The organism is Variovorax sp. S12S4, assembly GCF_023195515.1.
Taxonomy (GTDB): domain Bacteria; phylum Pseudomonadota; class Gammaproteobacteria; order Burkholderiales; family Burkholderiaceae_C; genus Variovorax.
Genome location: NZ_JALPKR020000002.1, coordinates 3,554,133 through 3,572,163, shown reverse-complemented (window position 1 = coordinate 3,572,163; position 18,031 = coordinate 3,554,133). Strand labels below are relative to the sequence as shown.

17 protein-coding genes and 1 pseudogene are annotated in these 18,031 nt (G+C 66.0%); all 18 read left to right on the top strand.

The window, feature by feature from the left end; genetic code table 11:
• Positions 1-8 precede the first annotated feature (8 nt).
• The 18 genes and pseudogenes from pheA to mnhG all read left to right on the top strand — a co-directional run bounded on the left by pheA (position 9) and on the right by mnhG (position 18,015).
• Positions 9-1,130, top strand: coding sequence for a prephenate dehydratase (gene pheA, locus M0765_RS17610; RefSeq protein ID WP_157613000.1), 1,122 nt, complete (start codon positions 9-11; stop codon positions 1,128-1,130).
• A gap of 14 nt (positions 1,131-1,144) precedes the next feature.
• Complete coding sequence (locus M0765_RS17605; RefSeq protein WP_258505051.1) at positions 1,145-2,026, top strand: prephenate dehydrogenase; 882 nt, start codon at positions 1,145-1,147, stop codon at positions 2,024-2,026.
• Position 2,027: 1 nt separating this feature from the next.
• Positions 2,028-4,037 (top strand): annotated as a pseudogene (locus tag M0765_RS17600) (bifunctional 3-phosphoshikimate 1-carboxyvinyltransferase/cytidylate kinase).
• 204 nt (positions 4,038-4,241) lie between these two features.
• Entirely contained in the window at positions 4,242-5,930 is a 1,689-nt protein-coding gene (rpsA, locus tag M0765_RS17595; protein WP_126747498.1) for a 30S ribosomal protein S1, read from the top strand.
• Between the two features lie 71 nt (positions 5,931-6,001).
• Positions 6,002-6,328 (top strand): integration host factor subunit beta, encoded by a 327-nt coding sequence (locus tag M0765_RS17590; protein WP_258505049.1) that lies wholly within the window; start codon positions 6,002-6,004, stop codon positions 6,326-6,328.
• A gap of 50 nt (positions 6,329-6,378) precedes the next feature.
• Entirely contained in the window at positions 6,379-6,720 is a 342-nt protein-coding gene (locus M0765_RS17585; protein WP_258505047.1) for a LapA family protein, read from the top strand.
• Complete coding sequence (lapB, locus tag M0765_RS17580; protein ID WP_258505046.1) at positions 6,710-7,888, top strand: lipopolysaccharide assembly protein LapB; 1,179 nt, start codon at positions 6,710-6,712, stop codon at positions 7,886-7,888. The genes M0765_RS17585 and lapB overlap by 11 nt, the downstream gene beginning before the upstream one ends.
• 147 nt (positions 7,889-8,035) lie before the next feature.
• Positions 8,036-8,401: a ComEA family DNA-binding protein gene (locus M0765_RS17575; RefSeq protein ID WP_258505045.1), complete on the top strand. Its 366-nt coding sequence runs from the start codon at positions 8,036-8,038 to the stop codon at positions 8,399-8,401.
• Positions 8,402-8,615: 214 nt separating this feature from the next.
• Positions 8,616-9,584 carry a TRAP transporter substrate-binding protein gene (locus tag M0765_RS17570; RefSeq protein ID WP_258505043.1) on the top strand — a complete coding sequence of 323 codons (969 nt, stop codon included), beginning with the start codon at positions 8,616-8,618 and terminating at the stop codon, positions 9,582-9,584.
• Positions 9,585-9,605: 21 nt separating this feature from the next.
• Positions 9,606-10,115 (top strand): TRAP transporter small permease, encoded by a 510-nt coding sequence (locus M0765_RS17565; RefSeq protein ID WP_258505041.1) that lies wholly within the window; start codon positions 9,606-9,608, stop codon positions 10,113-10,115.
• The gene (locus tag M0765_RS17560) at positions 10,108-11,409 is read left to right on the top strand and encodes a TRAP transporter large permease (protein ID WP_258505039.1); all 1,302 of its coding nucleotides are present in this window, start codon (positions 10,108-10,110) and stop codon (positions 11,407-11,409) included. Before M0765_RS17565 ends, M0765_RS17560 begins: the two co-directional genes overlap by 8 nt.
• A gap of 30 nt (positions 11,410-11,439) precedes the next feature.
• Positions 11,440-11,817: a fluoride efflux transporter CrcB gene (gene crcB / locus M0765_RS17555; protein ID WP_258505037.1), complete on the top strand. Its 378-nt coding sequence runs from the start codon at positions 11,440-11,442 to the stop codon at positions 11,815-11,817.
• A gap of 83 nt (positions 11,818-11,900) precedes the next feature.
• Positions 11,901-14,843, top strand: a complete 2,943-nt coding sequence (locus M0765_RS17550; RefSeq protein WP_258505036.1) for a monovalent cation/H+ antiporter subunit A — start codon at positions 11,901-11,903, stop codon at positions 14,841-14,843.
• Positions 14,843-15,196: a Na+/H+ antiporter subunit C gene (locus tag M0765_RS17545; RefSeq protein ID WP_157612988.1), complete on the top strand. Its 354-nt coding sequence runs from the start codon at positions 14,843-14,845 to the stop codon at positions 15,194-15,196. The genes M0765_RS17550 and M0765_RS17545 overlap by 1 nt, the downstream gene beginning before the upstream one ends.
• Positions 15,196-16,896 (top strand): monovalent cation/H+ antiporter subunit D, encoded by a 1,701-nt coding sequence (locus M0765_RS17540; protein ID WP_258505035.1) that lies wholly within the window; start codon positions 15,196-15,198, stop codon positions 16,894-16,896. The genes M0765_RS17545 and M0765_RS17540 overlap by 1 nt, the downstream gene beginning before the upstream one ends.
• Positions 16,893-17,384, top strand: coding sequence for a Na+/H+ antiporter subunit E (locus tag M0765_RS17535; RefSeq protein ID WP_258505033.1), 492 nt, complete (start codon positions 16,893-16,895; stop codon positions 17,382-17,384). Before M0765_RS17540 ends, M0765_RS17535 begins: the two co-directional genes overlap by 4 nt.
• Positions 17,381-17,659 carry a K+/H+ antiporter subunit F gene (locus M0765_RS17530; RefSeq protein WP_157612985.1) on the top strand — a complete coding sequence of 93 codons (279 nt, stop codon included), beginning with the start codon at positions 17,381-17,383 and terminating at the stop codon, positions 17,657-17,659. The genes M0765_RS17535 and M0765_RS17530 overlap by 4 nt, the downstream gene beginning before the upstream one ends.
• On the top strand, positions 17,656-18,015 hold the full coding sequence (mnhG, locus tag M0765_RS17525; protein WP_258505031.1) for a monovalent cation/H(+) antiporter subunit G: 360 nt from the start codon (positions 17,656-17,658) through the stop codon (positions 18,013-18,015). The genes M0765_RS17530 and mnhG overlap by 4 nt, the downstream gene beginning before the upstream one ends.
• The last annotated feature ends 16 nt before the right edge of the window (positions 18,016-18,031 follow it).

Genomic DNA, 18,031 nt, shown 5'->3' with positions numbered 1-18,031 from the left:
TCGCACCGATGACCGCCTCCGCTCCAACACCGCCCTCTTCTCCCGACAACTCCGAAAGCCTTGCCGGTCTGCGCGTGCAGATCGATTCGCTCGACCAGCAATTGCTCAGCCTGCTCAACGAGCGGGCCCATGTGGCAGAGCTGGTCGGCGAGGTCAAGAAGCGCGAAGGCACGCCGTTTTTCCGCCCCGATCGCGTGGCGCAAGTCATCGAGAAGATGCAGAAGAGCAATGCAGGCCCGCTCAAGGACCTGCATGTGGCTGCCATCTGGCGCGAGATCATGTCGGCCTGCCTGGCGCTCGAATCGCCGCAGCGCGTTGCCGTGCTGGGCCCCGAGGGCACCTTCTGCGAGCAGGCCGCCATCGAATACTTCGGCGGTGCCGCCGACCTCATCTATTGCGCCAGCTTCGACGAGGTGTTTCACGCCACGGCGGCCGGCAGCGCGCAATACGGCGTGGTGGGCGTCGAAAACTCGACCGAAGGCGTGGTCACGCGCTCGCTCGACCTGTTCCTGCATTCGCCCACCCATGTGGTCGGCGAGGTCAGCCTGCTGGTGCGGCACCATCTTTTGCGCAGCAGCAACACGCTCGACGGGGTGGAAGCGGTGCTCGCCCATCCGCAAGCGCTTGCGCAGTGCCAGACCTGGCTTTCGAAGCACCTGCCCAACGCCGAGCGGCGCGCCGTCTCAAGCAATGCCGAAGGCGCACGGCTCGCGGCCACCAACCCGGCCTGGGCCGCGCTGGCCGGCGAACGCGCCGCCACCCGCTTCGGCCTGCACATCGTTGCGCACGCCATCCAGGACGACTCGTACAACCGCACCCGCTTCTCCGTGATCTGCCTGCCCCAGACGCTCGCCATGCCGCCGGCATCGGGGCGCGATTGCACGAGCTTGATCGTTTCCGTACCCAACCGCCCCGGCGCCGTGCATGACCTGCTGGTGCCGCTGAAGCTCAACAACGTGTCCATGACCCGTTTCGAGTCGCGCCCCGCGCGCACCGGCCAGTGGGAGTACTACTTCTACATCGACCTCGACGGCCATCCTTCGCAGCCCAACGTGGCTGCGGCACTGGCCGAACTGCGCGGCCTCTGCGCCTTCTACAAGGTGCTTGGCGCCTATCCCGTCAAAGCCTGAGCCGGACGCGCACCATGTTCGAGCAATTGGGATTGATCGGCTGCGGCCTCATGGGCGGCTCCTTTGCGCTTGCGCTCAAGCGCGCAAAGCTTGTGAAACGGGTCGTCGGCTACAGCAAGTCGCCTTCCACCACCGAGCGGGCCCGCCAGCTCGGGGTGATCGACGTGGTGGCGCCCTCGGCGCTGCTGGCGGTCTCAGGGGCAGACCTGGTGCTGCTCGCGGTGCCGGTGGCTGCGTCGGAAGCCACCTTCAGGGCCATCCGCCACGGCATGTCGAGCGACACGCTGGTCATGGACGTCGGCTCGACCAAGGGCGACGTGATCGAAGCCGCGCGCAATGGCCTGCAAAGCCAGTTCGCCAACTTCGTTCCGGCCCACCCGATCGCCGGCAAGGAGGTGTCGGGCATCGAACATGCCGAGGCCTCGCTTTACACCGGTCGCAAGGTCGTGCTGACGCCCGTCAAGGCTACGCTGCGTTCCAACGTGCAACGGGCTTCGCAGCTCTGGAGCGGCATCGGCGCCAACGTGGTCACCATGACGCACGAAGAGCACGACAGTGCCTTCGCCGCCGTGAGCCATTTGCCGCACCTGCTGGCCTTTGCCTATGTCAACGCCCTTATCGCGCAGCCGCAGGGCGACCGCTTCCTGAGCCTTGCCGGGCCGGGTTTTCGCGATTTTTCTCGCATTGCGGCCAGCGACCCGGTGATGTGGCGCGACGTGCTGCTCGCCAATCGAGAGCAGGTGCTGCTGCAGTCGCAGGCCTTTCGCAAGGCACTGCTGGACCTCGAGGCGCTGATGGGCGCCGCCGACGCCCAGGCGCTGGAACAATCGATTGCCGCCGCGAGAAAGGCGCGCGCCGCCTGGCAGCCCAACACCGACGCCTCCCAGGACTCCTGACATGCTCTCGACGGCATTCCTCGACATTCCCCCGCTGGCCGCGGCTGCGGGCACCGTTCAGCTGCCGGGCTCCAAGAGCATTTCGAACCGCGTGCTGCTGTTGGCCGCGCTCGCGAGCGGCACCACCGCCATCCACGACCTGCTCGACTCCGACGACACCCGCGTGATGCTCGATGCGCTGCGCGCGCTCGGCTGCGGCATCGACGCCGCAGGCAGCACGTTGCGTGTGACCGGCATCGGCGGCCAACTGAAGTCAAGGGCAAGCTGCTTCCGCTTTTCCTCGGCAACGCCGGCACCGCGATGCGCCCGCTGACGGCGGCACTGTCGCTGCTCGGGGGATTTCGAACTGAGCGGCGTCCCGCGCATGCATGAGCGGCCGATCGGCGATCTGGTCGATGCGCTGACCCAGCTCGGCTGCCGCATCGATTACCTCGGCAACCCTGGCTACCCGCCGCTGCGCATCAGCCCGGTCGATCACAGCGCGCTGGTGCTCGATGTGCCCATTCGCGTACGGGGCGACGTGTCGAGCCAGTTTCTCACCGCCCTGCTGCTGGCACTGCCGCTCGCCGCCCGCAAGGACATCGTCATCGAGGTGGTGGGCGAACTCATCTCCAAGCCGTACATCGAGATCACGCTGAACCTGCTCGCACGCTTCGGCATCACGGTCCGGCGCGACGGCTGGGAGCGCTTCACCATTCCGGCCGGCAGCAGCTACAGCTCGCCGGGCGATATCCACGTCGAGGCCGACGCGTCCTCCGCCAGCTATTTCATAGCGCTCGGGGCCATTGCCGCCGGCAGTTCGGGCGGCGACGGCCTCCGGATCGAAGGCGTCGGTGCCGATTCGATCCAGGGCGACATCCGCTTCATCGACGCGGCCCGGCAAATGGGCGCGCAGGTCGACAGCGGGCCCAACTGGCTCGAAGTGCGCCGCGGCGCCTGGCCGCTCAAGGCCATCGACCTGGACGCGAACCACATTCCCGATGCCGCGATGACGCTCGCCGTGATGGCGCTCTATGCCGACGGCCCGAGCACTTTGCGCAACATTGCGAGCTGGCGGGTCAAGGAAACCGATCGCATCGACGCCATGGCCAACGAGCTGAGAAAGCTTGGCGGCACCGTTGAATCCGGCCCCGATTTCATCCGGGTGCATCCGCTCGCGCCGGCCGATTGGCAGGCTGCCGCTATCCGCACCTACGACGACCATCGCGTGGCGATGTGCTTCTCGCTCGCGGCGTTCAACCCGGCCCGGGTACCGGTGCGCATTCTCGAGCCGCATTGCGTCGCCAAGACCTTTCCGGACTACTTCGAAACCCTGTTCTCGGTTGCCGAGGCCACGGAAATACCCGTGATCTGCATCGACGGTCCCACCGCCTCGGGCAAGGGCACCCTCGCCGCCGAGGTGGCGCGCCTGCTGGGCTACCACTACCTGGATTCCGGCTCGCTCTACCGCGTCACCGGACTGGCCATGCGGCGCGCCGGGCTCAGCGCCGATTCGCAGCACGAAGCGCAGATTGCCGCCATGGCGCGCACCCTGCCCCTGCACTTTGCCGAGGGCAAGGTCTTGCTGGCCGGCGAAGATGTGAGCGATGAAATCCGCACCGAAGCCGCGGGCATGGACGCCTCGCGCGTTTCCACGCTTCCCGCGGTGCGCGAGGCACTTTTGGCCCTGCAGCAGCGGTTTCGGCAGCTTCCCGGCCTTGTGGCCGACGGGCGCGACATGGGCACCGTGATCTTCCCCGACGCAGAGCTCAAGGTGTTCCTGACGGCCAGCGCCGTCCAGCGGGCCGAGCGCCGGCATAAGCAGTTGATTTCAAAGGGTATTTCGACTACACTTGACAGTCTTCGCTCCGACTTGGAAGCGCGCGACGCCAGGGACTCGTCCCGCAGCGTTGCACCTCTCAAGCCGGCGCAGGATGCGCGCCACCTCGACAACTCCCAGCTGTCCATCGAACAATCGATCGATACGGTGTTGAACTGGTGGCAGCAAGTACAGCCTTTCAAGTCCGCTTGAAGGCTCGCGCCAGCCGGGTGTTCCGGGTGGCGCATACCGCTCCAGCAGGCTCTTCTCGCGCGACAGCGCACCGGCCGGCTGGTTGTTCAACCAACCCGGGTTTATATCCAAAAAGCCCACAAAACCGCCGTCTCCAGACCCACAGCAGCCGCACGCAATTTCGCATGAGCGCCTGCCAACCCTGCCTGACGGAAGGAACCATAAATGTCTGAATCTTTTGCCGACCTATTCGAAGAGTCCCTGAAGCGTTCCGAAATGCGCACCGGCGAGGTCATCACGGCCGAAGTCGTGCGTGTCGAACACAACCACGTCGTCGTCAACGCCGGCCTCAAGTCCGAAGCGTACGTGCCGATCGAGGAGTTCAAGAACGACAAGGGCGAACTCGAAGTCCAGGCCGGCGATTTCGTTTCCGTTGCCATCGGCAGCGTTGAAAACGGCTACGGCGACACCATCCTCTCGCGCGACACCGCCAAGCGTCTGGCCTCGTGGCTCGCGCTCGAGAAGGCCCTGGAATCCGGCGACTTCGTCACCGGCACCACCAGCGGCAAGGTCAAGGGCGGCCTCACGGTGCTCGTCAACGGCATCCGCGCATTCCTGCCGGGCTCGCTGATCGATACGCGTCCGATCAAGGATCTGACGCCGTACGAAAACAAGACCATGGAATTCAAGGTCATCAAGCTCGACCGCAAGCGCAACAACGTCGTGCTGTCGCGCCGTGCCGTGGTCGAAGCCAGCATGGGCGAAGAGCGCGCCAAGCTGATGGAAACCCTGAAGGAAGGCGCAGTCGTGCGCGGTGTCGTCAAGAACATCACCGAATACGGAGCGTTCGTCGACCTCGGCGGCATCGACGGCCTGCTGCACATCACCGACATGGCATGGCGCCGCGTCCGCCACCCGAGCGAAGTCGTTCAGGCCGGCCAGGAAATCACCGCCAAGATCCTTAAGTTCGACACCGAGAAGAACCGTGTCTCGCTGGGTCTCAAGCAAATGGGCGACGACCCGTGGATGGGCGTTTCGCGCCGCTACCCGCAATCGACCCGCCTGTTCGGCAAGGTCACGAACATTGCCGACTACGGCGCGTTCGTCGAACTCGAACCCGGCATCGAAGGCTTGGTGCACGTTTCCGAAATGGACTGGACCAACAAGAACATCGCTCCGAACAAGATCGTCTCGCTGGGCGACGAAGTCGAAGTCATGGTCCTCGAAATCGACGAAGACAAGCGCCGCATCAGCCTGGGCATGAAGCAGTGCAAGGCCAACCCGTGGCAAGAGTTCGCGCAAAACACCAAGCGCGGCGACCGCGTCAAGGGCCCGATCAAGTCGATCACCGACTTTGGCGTGTTCGTGGGTCTGGCTGCCGGCATCGACGGCCTGGTTCACCTCTCGGACCTCTCGTGGAACGAAGCCGGCGAAACCGCCGTTCGCAACTACAAGAAGGGCCAGGAAGTCGAAGCCATCGTGCTGGCAGTCGACGTCGACCGCGAGCGCATCAGCCTGGGCATCAAGCAGCTCGATAGCGACCCGTTCACCACGTTCACCACGGTGAACGACAAGGGCCAGATCGTGACCGGCAAGGTCAAGACGGTTGACGCCCGCGGCGCTGAAATCGACCTCGGCGAAGACATCCTCGGCTACCTGCGTGCTTCGGAAATCTCGCGCGACCGCGTGGAGGATGCCCGCAACGTGCTGAAGGAAGGCGACGAAGTCACTGCCATCGTGCTGAACGTGGATCGCAAGACCCGCAACATCCAGCTGTCGATCAAGCAGAAGGACATGGTCGACGAACAAGGCGCCATGGCCAACCTGAGCCAGCAGTCGGCACGCGAAAACGCGGGCACGACGAGCCTGGGCGCCCTGCTGCGCGCCAAGCTCGACAACAACGACAGCAAGTAAGCTGAGCCAGAAGACAGAGCAGGCCCTGGGGCCGCTCTGTCTTTTTTTTCGTCCACGTTTTTGTTTGGCCTATGACCCGCTCTGACCTCGTCGAAGAACTCGCAGCGCGCTTTGCGCAGCTGACGCACCGCGATGCCGAATACGCCGTCAAGACCATCCTCGACGCGATGAGCGACGCGCTGGTGCGCGGGCATCGCATCGAGATCCGCGGTTTCGGCAGCTTTTCGGTCAGCCGGCGTCCGCCGCGCATCGGCCGCAACCCGCGTTCGGGCGAAAGCGTTCAGATTCCCGAAAAGCGGGTGCCGCACTTCAAGCCGGGCAAGGCGCTGCGCGAAGCGGTCGACGCCAAGACCGCCGAACTCGGCGGCGGCAAGGAAGCCAGGAGCAGCAAGCCCTGATCCCGCATGGATGATGCAAACGTAGAATGCTCCCGGCAACGGGAATGGCTATGAAATACCTCCTGTGGCTGCTCAAGGCAGCCATTTTTTTTACGCTTTTCGCCTTCGCGCTGAACAACCAGCACGACGCGACCGTCTATTTCTTCTTCGGCACCCACTGGCGCGCGCCGCTGGTGCTTGTCGTACTCGCAGCCTTCGCCGGCGGACTCGTGGTGGGCGCGCTCGGCATGCTGCCCGGATGGTGGAAGCACCGCGCCGCCGCGGCAGCCCAGCAGCCCTCCGCGCCGCAGCAAACCCCGGCAAACGCGGGGTTGGCGGTCGCCACCGCGCCAGCGCCGGCTCCCTCCATCTCCGCCACCGACCTTCCCGCCGTACGTCAACATGGACTTTGATCCCAGCTGGCTGCTGATCAGCCTGCCCGTCGCCTTTGTGCTGGGCTGGCTCGCATCGCGCTTCGACATCCGGCAGCTCAAGCTCGAAAACAGGCAAGCCCCGAAGGCCTATTTCCGCGGCCTCAACTTCCTGCTCAACGAGCAACAGGACCAGGCCATCGACGCGTTCATAGAGGCCGTGCAGAACGACCCCGACACGCAGGAACTGCACTTTGCGCTCGGCAACCTGTTCCGCCGCCGCGGCGAATACCAGCGCGCCGTGCGTGTGCACGAGCACCTGCTGGGCCGCGGCGACCTGAGCCGCGCCGACCGGGAGCGCGCGCAGCACGCACTCGCGCAAGACTTCCTGCGCGCCGGCCTGCTCGATCGCGCCGAAGCCGCGCTTCAGAAGCTCGAAGGCACGCGCTACGAGAACGAAGCACGGCTGGCGCTGCTGGCCATCTACGAACGTTCGCGCGAATGGACCCAGGCCGCGGACGTGGCGCAGAAGCTCGATGAGTCCGACCAGGCAAGCTACAGCACGCGCCGGGCGCACCATCTGTGCGAACAGGCCGCCGAGCAGGTCGCGGCCGGCGACCTGGCCACGGCCAGCCGGCTGCTTTCCGAAGCCGTGGCACTGGCGCCGCAGGCACCGCGCCCGGCCATCGATTCGGCCACGCTGCAGTTGCGCAACGGCGAGGCAACCGCAGCCTTCGACACCCTGCTTGCCCTGAGCGACACTGCCCCGCTCGCGCTGCCGCTGTATGCGCCGGCGCTGCAGCAAGCCGCCGTTGCCGCGCACCGCGAAGGCGAAGCGCTCGCGCTGCTGCAACGGCGCTATGCCGATTCGCCGTCGATCGACGTTCTCGAGGCGCTGATGGCACTCGGCGGCTCTCCGACCGCGGCCGTTCCGGCGGCCGATGGCCAACCGCTCGCGCCGCGCGACGGCTACATCGCGCATCTCGCCCAGCAGCCCTCTCTGGTCGCCGCATCGCGCTGGCTGGCCGGCGAGCGCTTCGAGCACGAGCAGTTCCACCCCCAAGTGCAGCGCGCGCTCGACCAGGCCACCCGTCCGCTCATGCGCTACCGCTGTGCTGCCTGCGGCTTCGAGGCGCACCAGTACTTCTGGCACTGCCCCGGTTGCCAGGCCTGGGACAGCTATCCGCCGCGCCGCGTCGAAGAACTCTGAGCAACGTTCCGAACATGGTTCGGAACAATGGTCACCAGGGGCCTTGCGGCACGCAAGGCCGTCAACGCCCCTTTCCCTGCATTCGTTGAACGCGAGCCGGCACCTCCGTCGGCAAACACTCAAATCAACAAATCAGGGAGTTCGATCATGTTCAAGAAAATCCTGGCCACCATGGCCATGCTGTTTGCGGTTGCCTCGTTCGCCGCTGTCGACGTCAACAAGGGCACTGCGGCCGATCTCGACGGCATCAAGGGCGTGGGCCCCGCAATGTCCAAGCGCATCCTCGACGCCCGCAAGGAAGGCGAGTTCAAGGACTGGCCCGACTTCATGCAGCGCATCAAGGGCGTGAAGGAAAAGAAGGCCGAGAAGCTGTCGGCCGAAGGTCTCACGGTGAACGGCCAGGCCTTCGGTGGCCAAGCCAGTGCACCGGCCCCCGCCAAGGCCGCCAAGGCGGAAACGGCAGCAAAGCCCGTGAAGGCCACCGCCGCCGACGCGAAGCCCGCCAAGCCCTGATCGCACACCCCACGGCTCGCCGGCCGGTGCCGCCCCTCGCGGCACCTCGGCAACGCGATAACCGAAGCCGCCGCAAGGCGGCTTTTTGTGCGCGCTGCAAAGGGAACAAGCGACCGTCGCGCGCGGCCGCGTGGCAGGGAAATGCCTCAGCGGTGGCCCGGAATTTGCACGTATGCTCGCTTTCGTTTTCACTTTCATACGTTCCGGAGCGCTCATGAATCACAAGTTCGGTATTGCCCTCGCTGGTCTCACCCTCGGCGCCGCAGCCTTCGCGCAGACCAAGTGGGATCTGCCCACCGCCTACCCGGCGAGCAACTTCCACACCGAGAACAACGTGCAGTTCGCCAGCGACGTCGACAAGGCCAGCGGCGGCAAGCTCAAGATCACGGTGCACGCCAACGCCTCGCTGTTCAAGGCGCCCGAAATCAAGCGCGCGGTCCAAGGAGGCCAGGCGCAACTCGGCGAGATCCTGCTGGTCAACTACCAGAACGAATGGCAGATGTTCGGTGCCGATGGCATCCCGTTCCTTGCCGACAGCTACGACGCCGCCTGGAAGCTGTACCAGGCGCAGAAGCCCGTGCTCGAGAAGAAGCTGGCCGAACAGGGCATCGTGCTGCTCTACGCAGTGGCTTGGCCGCCACAAGGCATCTTCGTGAAAAAGGAAATCGCCTCGGCCGCCGATCTCAAGGGCGTGAAGTGGCGCGCCTACAGCCCCGCCACCGCGCGCATCGGCGAACTCGTCGGCGCACAGCCGGTCACCGTGCAGCAGGCTGAACTGTCGCAAGCCATGGCCACCGGCGTGATCGAGTCGTACATGTCGTCCGGTTCCACCGGCTATGACACCAAGACCTACGAGTACATCAAGAACTTCTACGACACGCAGGCCTGGCTGCCGAAGAACGCGCTGCTCATGAACAAGAAGGCCTTCGACGCGCTCGACAAGCCCACGCAGGACGCCGTATTGAAGGCGGCAGCCGATGCAGAGAAGCGCGGCTGGGAAGTTTCGAAGAAGAAGAACATCGAGTACCTCGACCTGCTCAAGAAGAACGGCATGACGGTTCACGTACCTTCCGCCGCGCTCAAGTCCGACATGAAGAAGGTCGGCGACACCATGCTCAAGGAGTGGATCGAAAAGGCCGGCCCCGACGGCCAGGCGGTGGTCGACGCCTACAAGAAGATGTGACGCATCGCCGAACAGTTTGCGATGCGAAAGACACTCGATTTCCTCTACAACAGCGCCGCCGCCCTGGCGGCGCTTTTCATGATCGGCCTGCTGGTGATGGTGCTGCTCTCCATCATCGGCCGGCAGCTTCATTTCAACATTCCGGGCATCGATGCCTATGCGGGGTACCTGATGGCCGGCGCCGGTTTTCTTGCACTCGCGCACACGCTCAAGCGCGGCGAGCATATTCGCGTGACCCTGGTGCTGCAGAACCTGCCTCCGGCCGCGCAGCGCTGGCTCGAGCGCTGGGCCATGGGCGCGGGCGCCCTGCTCGCGCTGCTGTTCGCCTGGTACAGCGCGCGGCTGGTCTACCAGTCCTACGACTTCCACGATATTTCCACGGGCAACGACGCCACCCCGCTGTGGCTGCCGCAGCTCTCGATGGCGGTCGGCGCGCTGGTGTTCGCCATCGCGGCTTTCGACGAGTTCGTGATCGAGTGGCGCGGAAGACCGGCCAAGCCGGTCGAAACGGAGGCCCTGCGCCATGAGTGACATTGCCGTTGCAGGCCTGCTGATTGCGGCGCTCTTCCTGATTCTGGGCAGCGGCGTGTGGATCGGTCTCACGCTCTCCGGCGTGGCGTGGATCGCCATGCAGGTTTTCTCGTCGCGACCTGCGGGCGACGCCATGGCCGTGACCATCTGGGGCTCGGCCTCGAGCTGGACGCTCACCGCGCTGCCGCTGTTCATATGGATGGGCGAGATCCTGTTCCGCACGCGGCTCTCGCAGGACATGTTCAAGGGCCTCGCGCCCTGGATGCAAAGCCTGCCTGGCCGGCTGCTGCACACCAACGTGGTGGGCTGTGCGGTGTTCGCGGCGGTGTCGGGCTCCAGCGCAGCCACCTGCGCCACCATCGGCAAGATGAGCCTGCCCGAGCTCAAGCGCCGCGGCTACCCCGACGACATGGTCATCGGCACGCTGGCCGGGGCCGGCACGCTCGGCCTCTTGATCCCGCCTTCGATCATCATGATCGTCTACGGCGTGAGCGCCGATGTGTCCATCGCACGCCTGTTCATCGCGGGTGTGATCCCCGGCATCCTGCTCGCGCTGCTGTTCTCGGGGTACATCGTTTTCTGGTCGCTGCGCCATCCTGATCGCATTCCGCCGGCCGACGCCAAGCTGCCCTTCGTCGAGAAACTGCGGGCATCGCTCTCGCTGATTCCGGTCGCGCTGCTGATCCTGTCGGTGCTCGGCTCCATCTACGCAGGCATTGCCACGGCCACCGAAGCGGCGGCCGTGGGTGTCGTGGGCGCCATGATCATCTCGGCCGCGCAGGGCTCGCTCAGTTGGCACAGCTTCAAGGAGGCGCTGCTCGGTGCCACGCGGCTCTACTGCATGATGGCGCTGATCCTCGCGGGCGCGGCCTTTCTCACGCTCGCCATGGGCTACATCGGCCTGCCGCGGCACCTGGCCGAGTGGATCGGTTCGCTCGGGCTCTCGAAGTTCCAGCTGATCGTGATGCTCGCGGTTTTCTATGTCGTGCTGGGCTGCTTCCTCGACGGCATCTCGATGGTGGTGCTCACCATGGGCGTCATCATGCCGACGGTGACCTCCGCCGGCATCGACCCGATCTGGTTCGGCATCTTCGTCGTGCTGGTGGTCGAGATGGCACAGATCACGCCGCCGGTGGGCTTCAACCTCTTCGTGCTGCAAGGCATGACGGGAAAAGACCTGCTCTACATCGCCCGGGTCACGCTGCCGATGTTCTTCCTGATGGTGGCGGCCGTGCTCATCATCTACTTCGTGCCGCAACTGGTCACCTGGCTGCCTCAGCAAATGGCGCCATGAACAGGGACAAGCGTCCCCGACAATAGGCCGATGCTGCTTCCGATTCTCGCCATCTGCGTCGGCGCCTCCGTCGGCGCGCTGGCGCGCTGGGGCCTCGCGCTCTGGTTCGGGGCCGGGGGGCTCATGCCGTGGGGCACCCTGGCCGCCAACCTGATCGGGGGCTATCTCATCGGCGTGGCCATTGCCTCGTTCCAGTTGCTGCCCGATCTCGATCCCGTCTGGCGGCTCGCATTGGTGACCGGCTTCCTCGGCGGGCTCACGACGTTCTCGAGCTTTTCGGCCGAAGTGGTGACCATGCTTCTCGAAGGCCGGCTGGGCGTGGCCCTGCTCACGGCAACAGCACATCTCGGCGGCTCGCTGTTCTTCACCTGGCTGGGCATCCGCAGCGTTCAGGCCCTGGCCGCCTGACGCCGCGCCCGCGCCTAAATCGCGCGGAGTTCCCGGGTTTCTAGAAGGCCCCTCCAAAGGGCCGATCGATAGAATCGACCGCAATGCCCCTGGTCTTTCTCGTCGCACTCCCCTTCATCGCCAGCGTGCTGGCCGCGTTGATGCCGTCGAACGCGCGCAACCGGGAGTCGACGCTGGCGGGGCTCGTCGCGCTAGGCTGCGCGGTGCAGGCCGCATGGCTCTTTCCACAGATCGCGCACGGCAATGTGCTGCGGCAGGAAATCGCGTGGCTGCCGGAGCTCGGCCTCAACCTCGTGTTTCGCATGGACGGCTTTGCGTGGCTGTTCTGCATGCTGGTGCTCGGCATCGGCGCGCTGGTGGTGCTCTATGCGCGCTACTACATGTCGGCCTCCGATCCGGTGCCGCGCTTCTTCTCGTTCTTTCTCGCGTTCATGGGCGCGATGGTGGGCGTGGTGCTTTCGGGCAACCTCATTCAGATGGTGCTGTTCTGGGAGCTCACCAGCCTTTTCTCGTTCCTGCTGATCGGCTATTGGCATCACCGGCGCGATGCGCGGCGCGGCGCGCGCATGGCGCTCACCGTTACCGGTGCCGGCGGACTCTGCCTGTTGGCCGGCGTGCTGGTGCTGGGCCGCATTGCGGGCAGCTACGAGCTCGACGTGGTGCTTGCTTCAGGCAACGAGATTCGCGCGCACGCGCTCTACCCTGCCGCGCTGGTGCTGATACTGCTGGGCGCCTTTACCAAGAGCGCGCAGTTCCCGTTCCACTTCTGGCTGCCGCGCGCCATGGCGGCGCCCACGCCCGTTTCGGCCTACCTGCATTCGGCCACCATGGTGAAGCTGGGTGTGTTCCTGATGGCGCGGCTGTGGCCGGTGCTGTCTGGCACCGAGATGTGGTTCTGGCTGGTGGGCGGCGCGGGCGCCATCACGCTGCTGCTCGGCGGCTTTGTTGCCATGTTCCAGCGCGACCTGAAGGCGCTGCTTGCCTACTCGACCATCTCGCACCTGGGGCTCATCACGCTGCTGCTCGGGCTCAACAGCCCGCTCGCGGCGGTGGCGGCGGTGTTCCACGTCATGAACCATGCGACCTTCAAGGCCTCGCTTTTCATGGCGGCCGGCATCATCGATCACGAGAGCGGCACGCGAGACATCCGCAAGCTCAGCGGCCTGATGCGGCTGATGCCGATCACGGGCACGCTGGCGGTGATTGCCAGCGCTTCGATGGCCGGCGTGCCGCTGCTCAACGGCTTTCTGTCGAAGGAGATGTTCTTCGCCGAGACGGTGTTCATCCAGGCAACGCCGTGGATCAACGTGAGCCTGCCGATCATCGCGACCGTTGCGGGCGTCTTCAGCGTGGCCTATTCGGCGCGCTTCGTGTTCGACGTGTTCTTCGGGCCACCCTGCGGGCCCGACGTGCCGCGGCAGCCGCACGAGCCCCCGCACTGGATGCGCGTGCCGGTCGAGCTGCTGGTGCTCGTGTGCCTGGTGGTCGGCGTGGCGCCGGCGTGGTCCATCGGCCCGCTGCTGGCCGCTGCCGCCACGCCGGTGGTCGGCGGCGTGCTGCCTGAATACAGCCTGGCCGTGTGGCACGGTTTCAACCTGCCGCTGGCGATGAGCTTCGTGGCGTTGGCCGGCGGCATGGCGCTCTACCTCTCGCAGCGCCGACGCCGTGCGAAAGGCGACCTCGCGCACACGCCGCTGCTGCACCGCTTCGACGGACAGGTCATCTTCGAACATCTGCTCGCGCAACTCAGCGAAGCCGGCCGTCGCAGCCGGCGCGTGCTGGGCACCCGGCGCCTGCAAACGCAATTGCTGCTGCTGATTGCAGTAGCCGCTGCGGGCGCCGCCGTTTCGCTCTGGACCGCGCCCGTGGCGCGCGGCACCCGCGAGCTGCTGCCCTTCTCGACCATGTTCGCAATGACCTGGCTCATCGGCGGCACCTGCGCGCTGGCCGCGGCATGGCAGGCCAAGTTCCACAGGCTCGCCGCGCTGATGCTCGCCTCGGGCGCGGGCCTGGTGTGCTCGGTCACCTACATCTGGTTCTCGGCGCCCGACCTTGCGCTGACGCAGCTCGTGGTCGAAGCCGTCACCACGGTGCTGATCCTGCTGGGGCTTCGCTGGCTGCCGATGCGCAGCAAGGACGCGATCCAGCCCGCGCGCGCCAGGCTGCGCCCGTGGGGCCGGCGCGGGCGCGACCTGCTGGTGGCGGCTGCCGCGGGCGGCGGCATGTCGGCGCTGGCCTGGGTGATGATGACGCGGCCATTTCCGCAGAGCATTTCGCCCTTCTTCCTGGAGCGCGCACTCACCGAAGGCGGCGGCACCAACGTGGTCAACGTGATGCTGGTCGACTTCCGCGCTTTCGACACCTTCGGAGAGATCACGGTGCTTGGCGTGGTGGCGCTCACCGTGTATGCGCTGCTGCGCCGCTTCCGTCCGGCACGCGAATCGATGGCCTTGCCGGTGCAGCAGCGCCTGCAGGCCGACGACGGCAGCAGCGACCTGCTGAATCCGCGCCTCGCCAAGGACACCGCCGTGGGCTACCTGATGGTGCCGGCCGTGCTGGTGCGGCTGCTGCTGCCGCTTGCGGTGCTGGTCGCGGTCTACTTCTTCATGCGTGGCCACAACTCGCCGGGCGGCGGCTTCGTCGCGGGGCTGGTGATGTCGGTGGCGCTGCTGCTGCAGTTCATCGTCTCGGGCACCGAATGGGTGGAAGAGCACCTGCGCATCTATCCGCGCCGCTGGATCGCCGTCGGCCTGCTGCTGGCGCTGGTTACGGGCAGCGGCGCGGTGATCTTCGGCTATCCGTTCATGACCACGCACACGGCTCACCTGCATCTTCCGGTGCTGGGCGAGCTGCATGTGCCGAGCGCCCTCTTCTTCGACATCGGCGTGTTCGCGCTGGTGCTCGGCGCCACCATGCTCATTCTTACCGCGCTGGCCCACCAGTCGATACGCAGCCACCGCTGGGCCGACGAGCAGGCCGAAAAGGAAGCCCAGGCCCAGTCCGAAGCCGTGGAGGGGGTGCACTGATGGAAATCGTGCTCGCACTCGCCATCGGCGTGCTCACCGGCTCGGGCGTGTACCTGCTGCTGCGCCCCCGCACCTTCCAGGTGATCATGGGCCTCACGCTCATCTCGTACGCGGTCAACCTCTTCATCTTCAGCATGGGGCGGCTCAAGCTCGACAGCGAGCCGGTGCTCGTCAAGGGCTTCACCTCCACGCTGGCCAACACCGCGGACCCGATGCCGCAGGCCCTGGTGCTGACGGCCATCGTCATCGGCTTTGCGATGACGGCGCTGTTCCTCGTGGTGCTGCTGGCCTCGCGCGGCCTGGCCGGCACCGACCATGTGGACGGTGAAGAACGGCAGGAGGCGGCCGAGTGATGGAACCGGTTCACCTGCTCGACCGCCTGCTCGACTTCAGCATGCCGCATCTGGTGGCGGTGCCGATCCTCGTGCCCCTGCTTACCGCGGCCTTGATGCTGCTGCTCGGCGAAAACCGGCGCCGCGCCAAGTCGGCCCTGAGCGTGGTCTCGGGGCTGGTGGGCCTGCTGGCGGCGCTGGCGCTGCTGCGCTGGGTGAATGCGCCCGATACCGGCGACGGCCCGGGCTCCATCGGCGTCTACCTGCCCGGCAACTGGCAAGCCCCTTTCGGCATCGTGCTGGTGGCGGACCGCCTGTCGACCATGATGGTGGCGCTCACGGGCGTGGTCGCCTTCGCGGCCTCGATCTATTCCACCTCGCGCTGGGACCGGGCGGGCGTGCATTTCCATCCGCTGCTGCAGCTGCAGCTCATGGGCCTGAACGGCGCCTTTCTCACCGGCGACCTGTTCAACCTGTTCGTGTTCTTCGAGGTGATGCTCGCGGCCTCCTACGGCCTGCTGCTGCATGGTTCGGGCCGATTGCGCGTGCAGGCGGGGCTGCACTACATCGCCATCAACCTGGCCGCGTCGTCTCTCTTCCTCATCGGCGCGGCGCTGCTCTACGGCGTGACGGGCACGCTCAACATGGCGGACCTGAGCGTGCGCATCGCCGAGCTCGCGCCGGCCGATCGCGGCCTGGTGCATGCGGCGGCCGCCATCCTCGCGACCGCGTTCTTCGCCAAGGCCGGCGCATGGCCGCTCAACTTCTGGCTGGTGCCGGCCTACAGCGCGGCGGTGTCGCCGGTGGGCGCGGTCTTTGCGCTGTTGACCAAGCTCGGCATCTACACGCTGCTGCGGCTGTGGACGCTGCTCTTTGCGCCGGATGCCGGCGCCTCGGCCGCGTTCGGCCAGTCCGCACTCATCGCCATCGGGCTTGCCACGCTGTTCGCGGGCGCCATGGGCATCGTCGGCACACAGCGGCTCTCCAACCTCGCGGGCTTCAGCGTGCTGGTGTCGGCGGGCACGCTGCTGGCTGCCATGGGACTCGGCGAGCCCGCCGTATGGGCCGGCGCCCTTTATTACCTGCTGAGCTCCACGCTCGCGGTCAGTGCCTTCTTCCTGCTGATCGACATGATCGAGCGCTGGCGCAACGCCGGCATGAGCGTTGCGCCACACGAAGCGGCGGGCAATGCGCCTTTCCTGGCCGAAGACCTGCGCGTGCTCGACGACGTGAACCTCGACGATGAGGCGCAGGCGCTCTATGGCCGCGCCATTCCGGCCGGCGTGGCATTTCTCGGCCTGAGCTTCATCGGCTGCACCTTGCTGCTCGCGGGCCTGCCGCCGCTCTCGGGCTTCGTGGGCAAGTTCGCCATGCTCTCCGGCGCCTTCGTGACCAGCGGCACCTCCACGCCGGCGTGGATTTTTCTGGCGCTGCTGATCGCATCGGGCTTCCTGGCGCTGATTGCTCTGAGCCGCACCGGCATCCGCCATTTCTGGACCCAGCCGCATCCCACCATGCCCGCGCTGCCCGCCCTCGAGGTGCTGCCGGTGGCCGGCCTGCTTGCGGCCTGCGTGGCGTTGACGATATGGGCCGGCCCTGTCATGCGCCACGCACTCATCACCGCCGAAGGACTGCGCACGCCCACTGCGTATCGCGATGCCGTGCTCAATGCACGGCAGGTGCTCAACCCCGTGCCTGCGCAGAAGGGCACGGCACCATGAAGCGCTGGATTCCTTCGCCGCCACTCTCGATCGCGCTGTTTGTCGTATGGCTGCTGCTCAACCAGTCGCTGGAAGCTGCCACGCTGGCATCGGCCGTGGTGCTGGCCATTGCAGTGCCGCTGCTGACCAAGGGCCTCCGGCCGGCCGCCGTGCGCATGCGCAAACCCTGGGTCGCGTTGCGGCTCACGGGCCGGGCGGTGGCCGACATGCTGCAATCGGCTCTCTTCGTGGCACGCCGGCTGCTCACGCGCCGCACATCGCGCATCGAATCGAAGTTCGTGAATGTGCCGCTCGATCTGCGCGACCCGAACGGGCTTGCAGTGCTGGCCATGATCATGTGCCTCACGCCCGGCACCGCCTGGGGCGAAATCTCGTTCGACAGCAGCGTGCTGCTGATCCACGTGTTCGACGTCGACGACGAAGCCGCCTTCGTCGCCATGATCAAGCAGCGCTACGAACACCCCCTGATGGAGATCTTCGAATCATGACGCCTGTACTCTTCTGGGCCCTGAAGCTGGCGCTCCTGTTGTTGGCCGTGGCCATGCTCTGCGCGCTTACCCGCCTCCTGGCCGGGCCAACCGCGCAAGACCGCGTGATGGCGCTGGACTGCCTCTACATCAACGGCATGCTGATGATGCTGGTGCTCGGCATCGTTTATGCGAGCAATGTGTACTTCGAAGCGGCCATGCTGACGGCGCTGTTCGGCTTTGTCGGGTCAACGGCGATGGCCAAGTTCCTCTTGCGCGGGGAGGTCATCGAATGAACGATTTCATCATTGGGCCTTTGCCGCTGTGGGCCGAAATCGTCACCGCCGTGTTCGCGGTGCTCGGCGCAGCCTTCGCCGCCATCGGCTCCTTCGGCCTCGTGCGCCTGCCCACTTTTTTCCGCCGCATTCATGCGCCCACGCTCGGCGCCACGGTGGGCGTATGGTGCATGACGATTGCCACCATCGTCTATTTCTCGGTGCAGGGCTACAGCCTGTTCCTGCACGCCGTGCTGATCGTTCTCTTCATTGCGCTCACGGCTCCCATCACCACCATCTTCCTGATGCGCGCGGCACTCTTTCGCGAGCGGCAAAAGGCGGCGACGTGCCACCCGCGGCAAAGTCGGGCCCGCTGAATTGAACTGAGCAGAA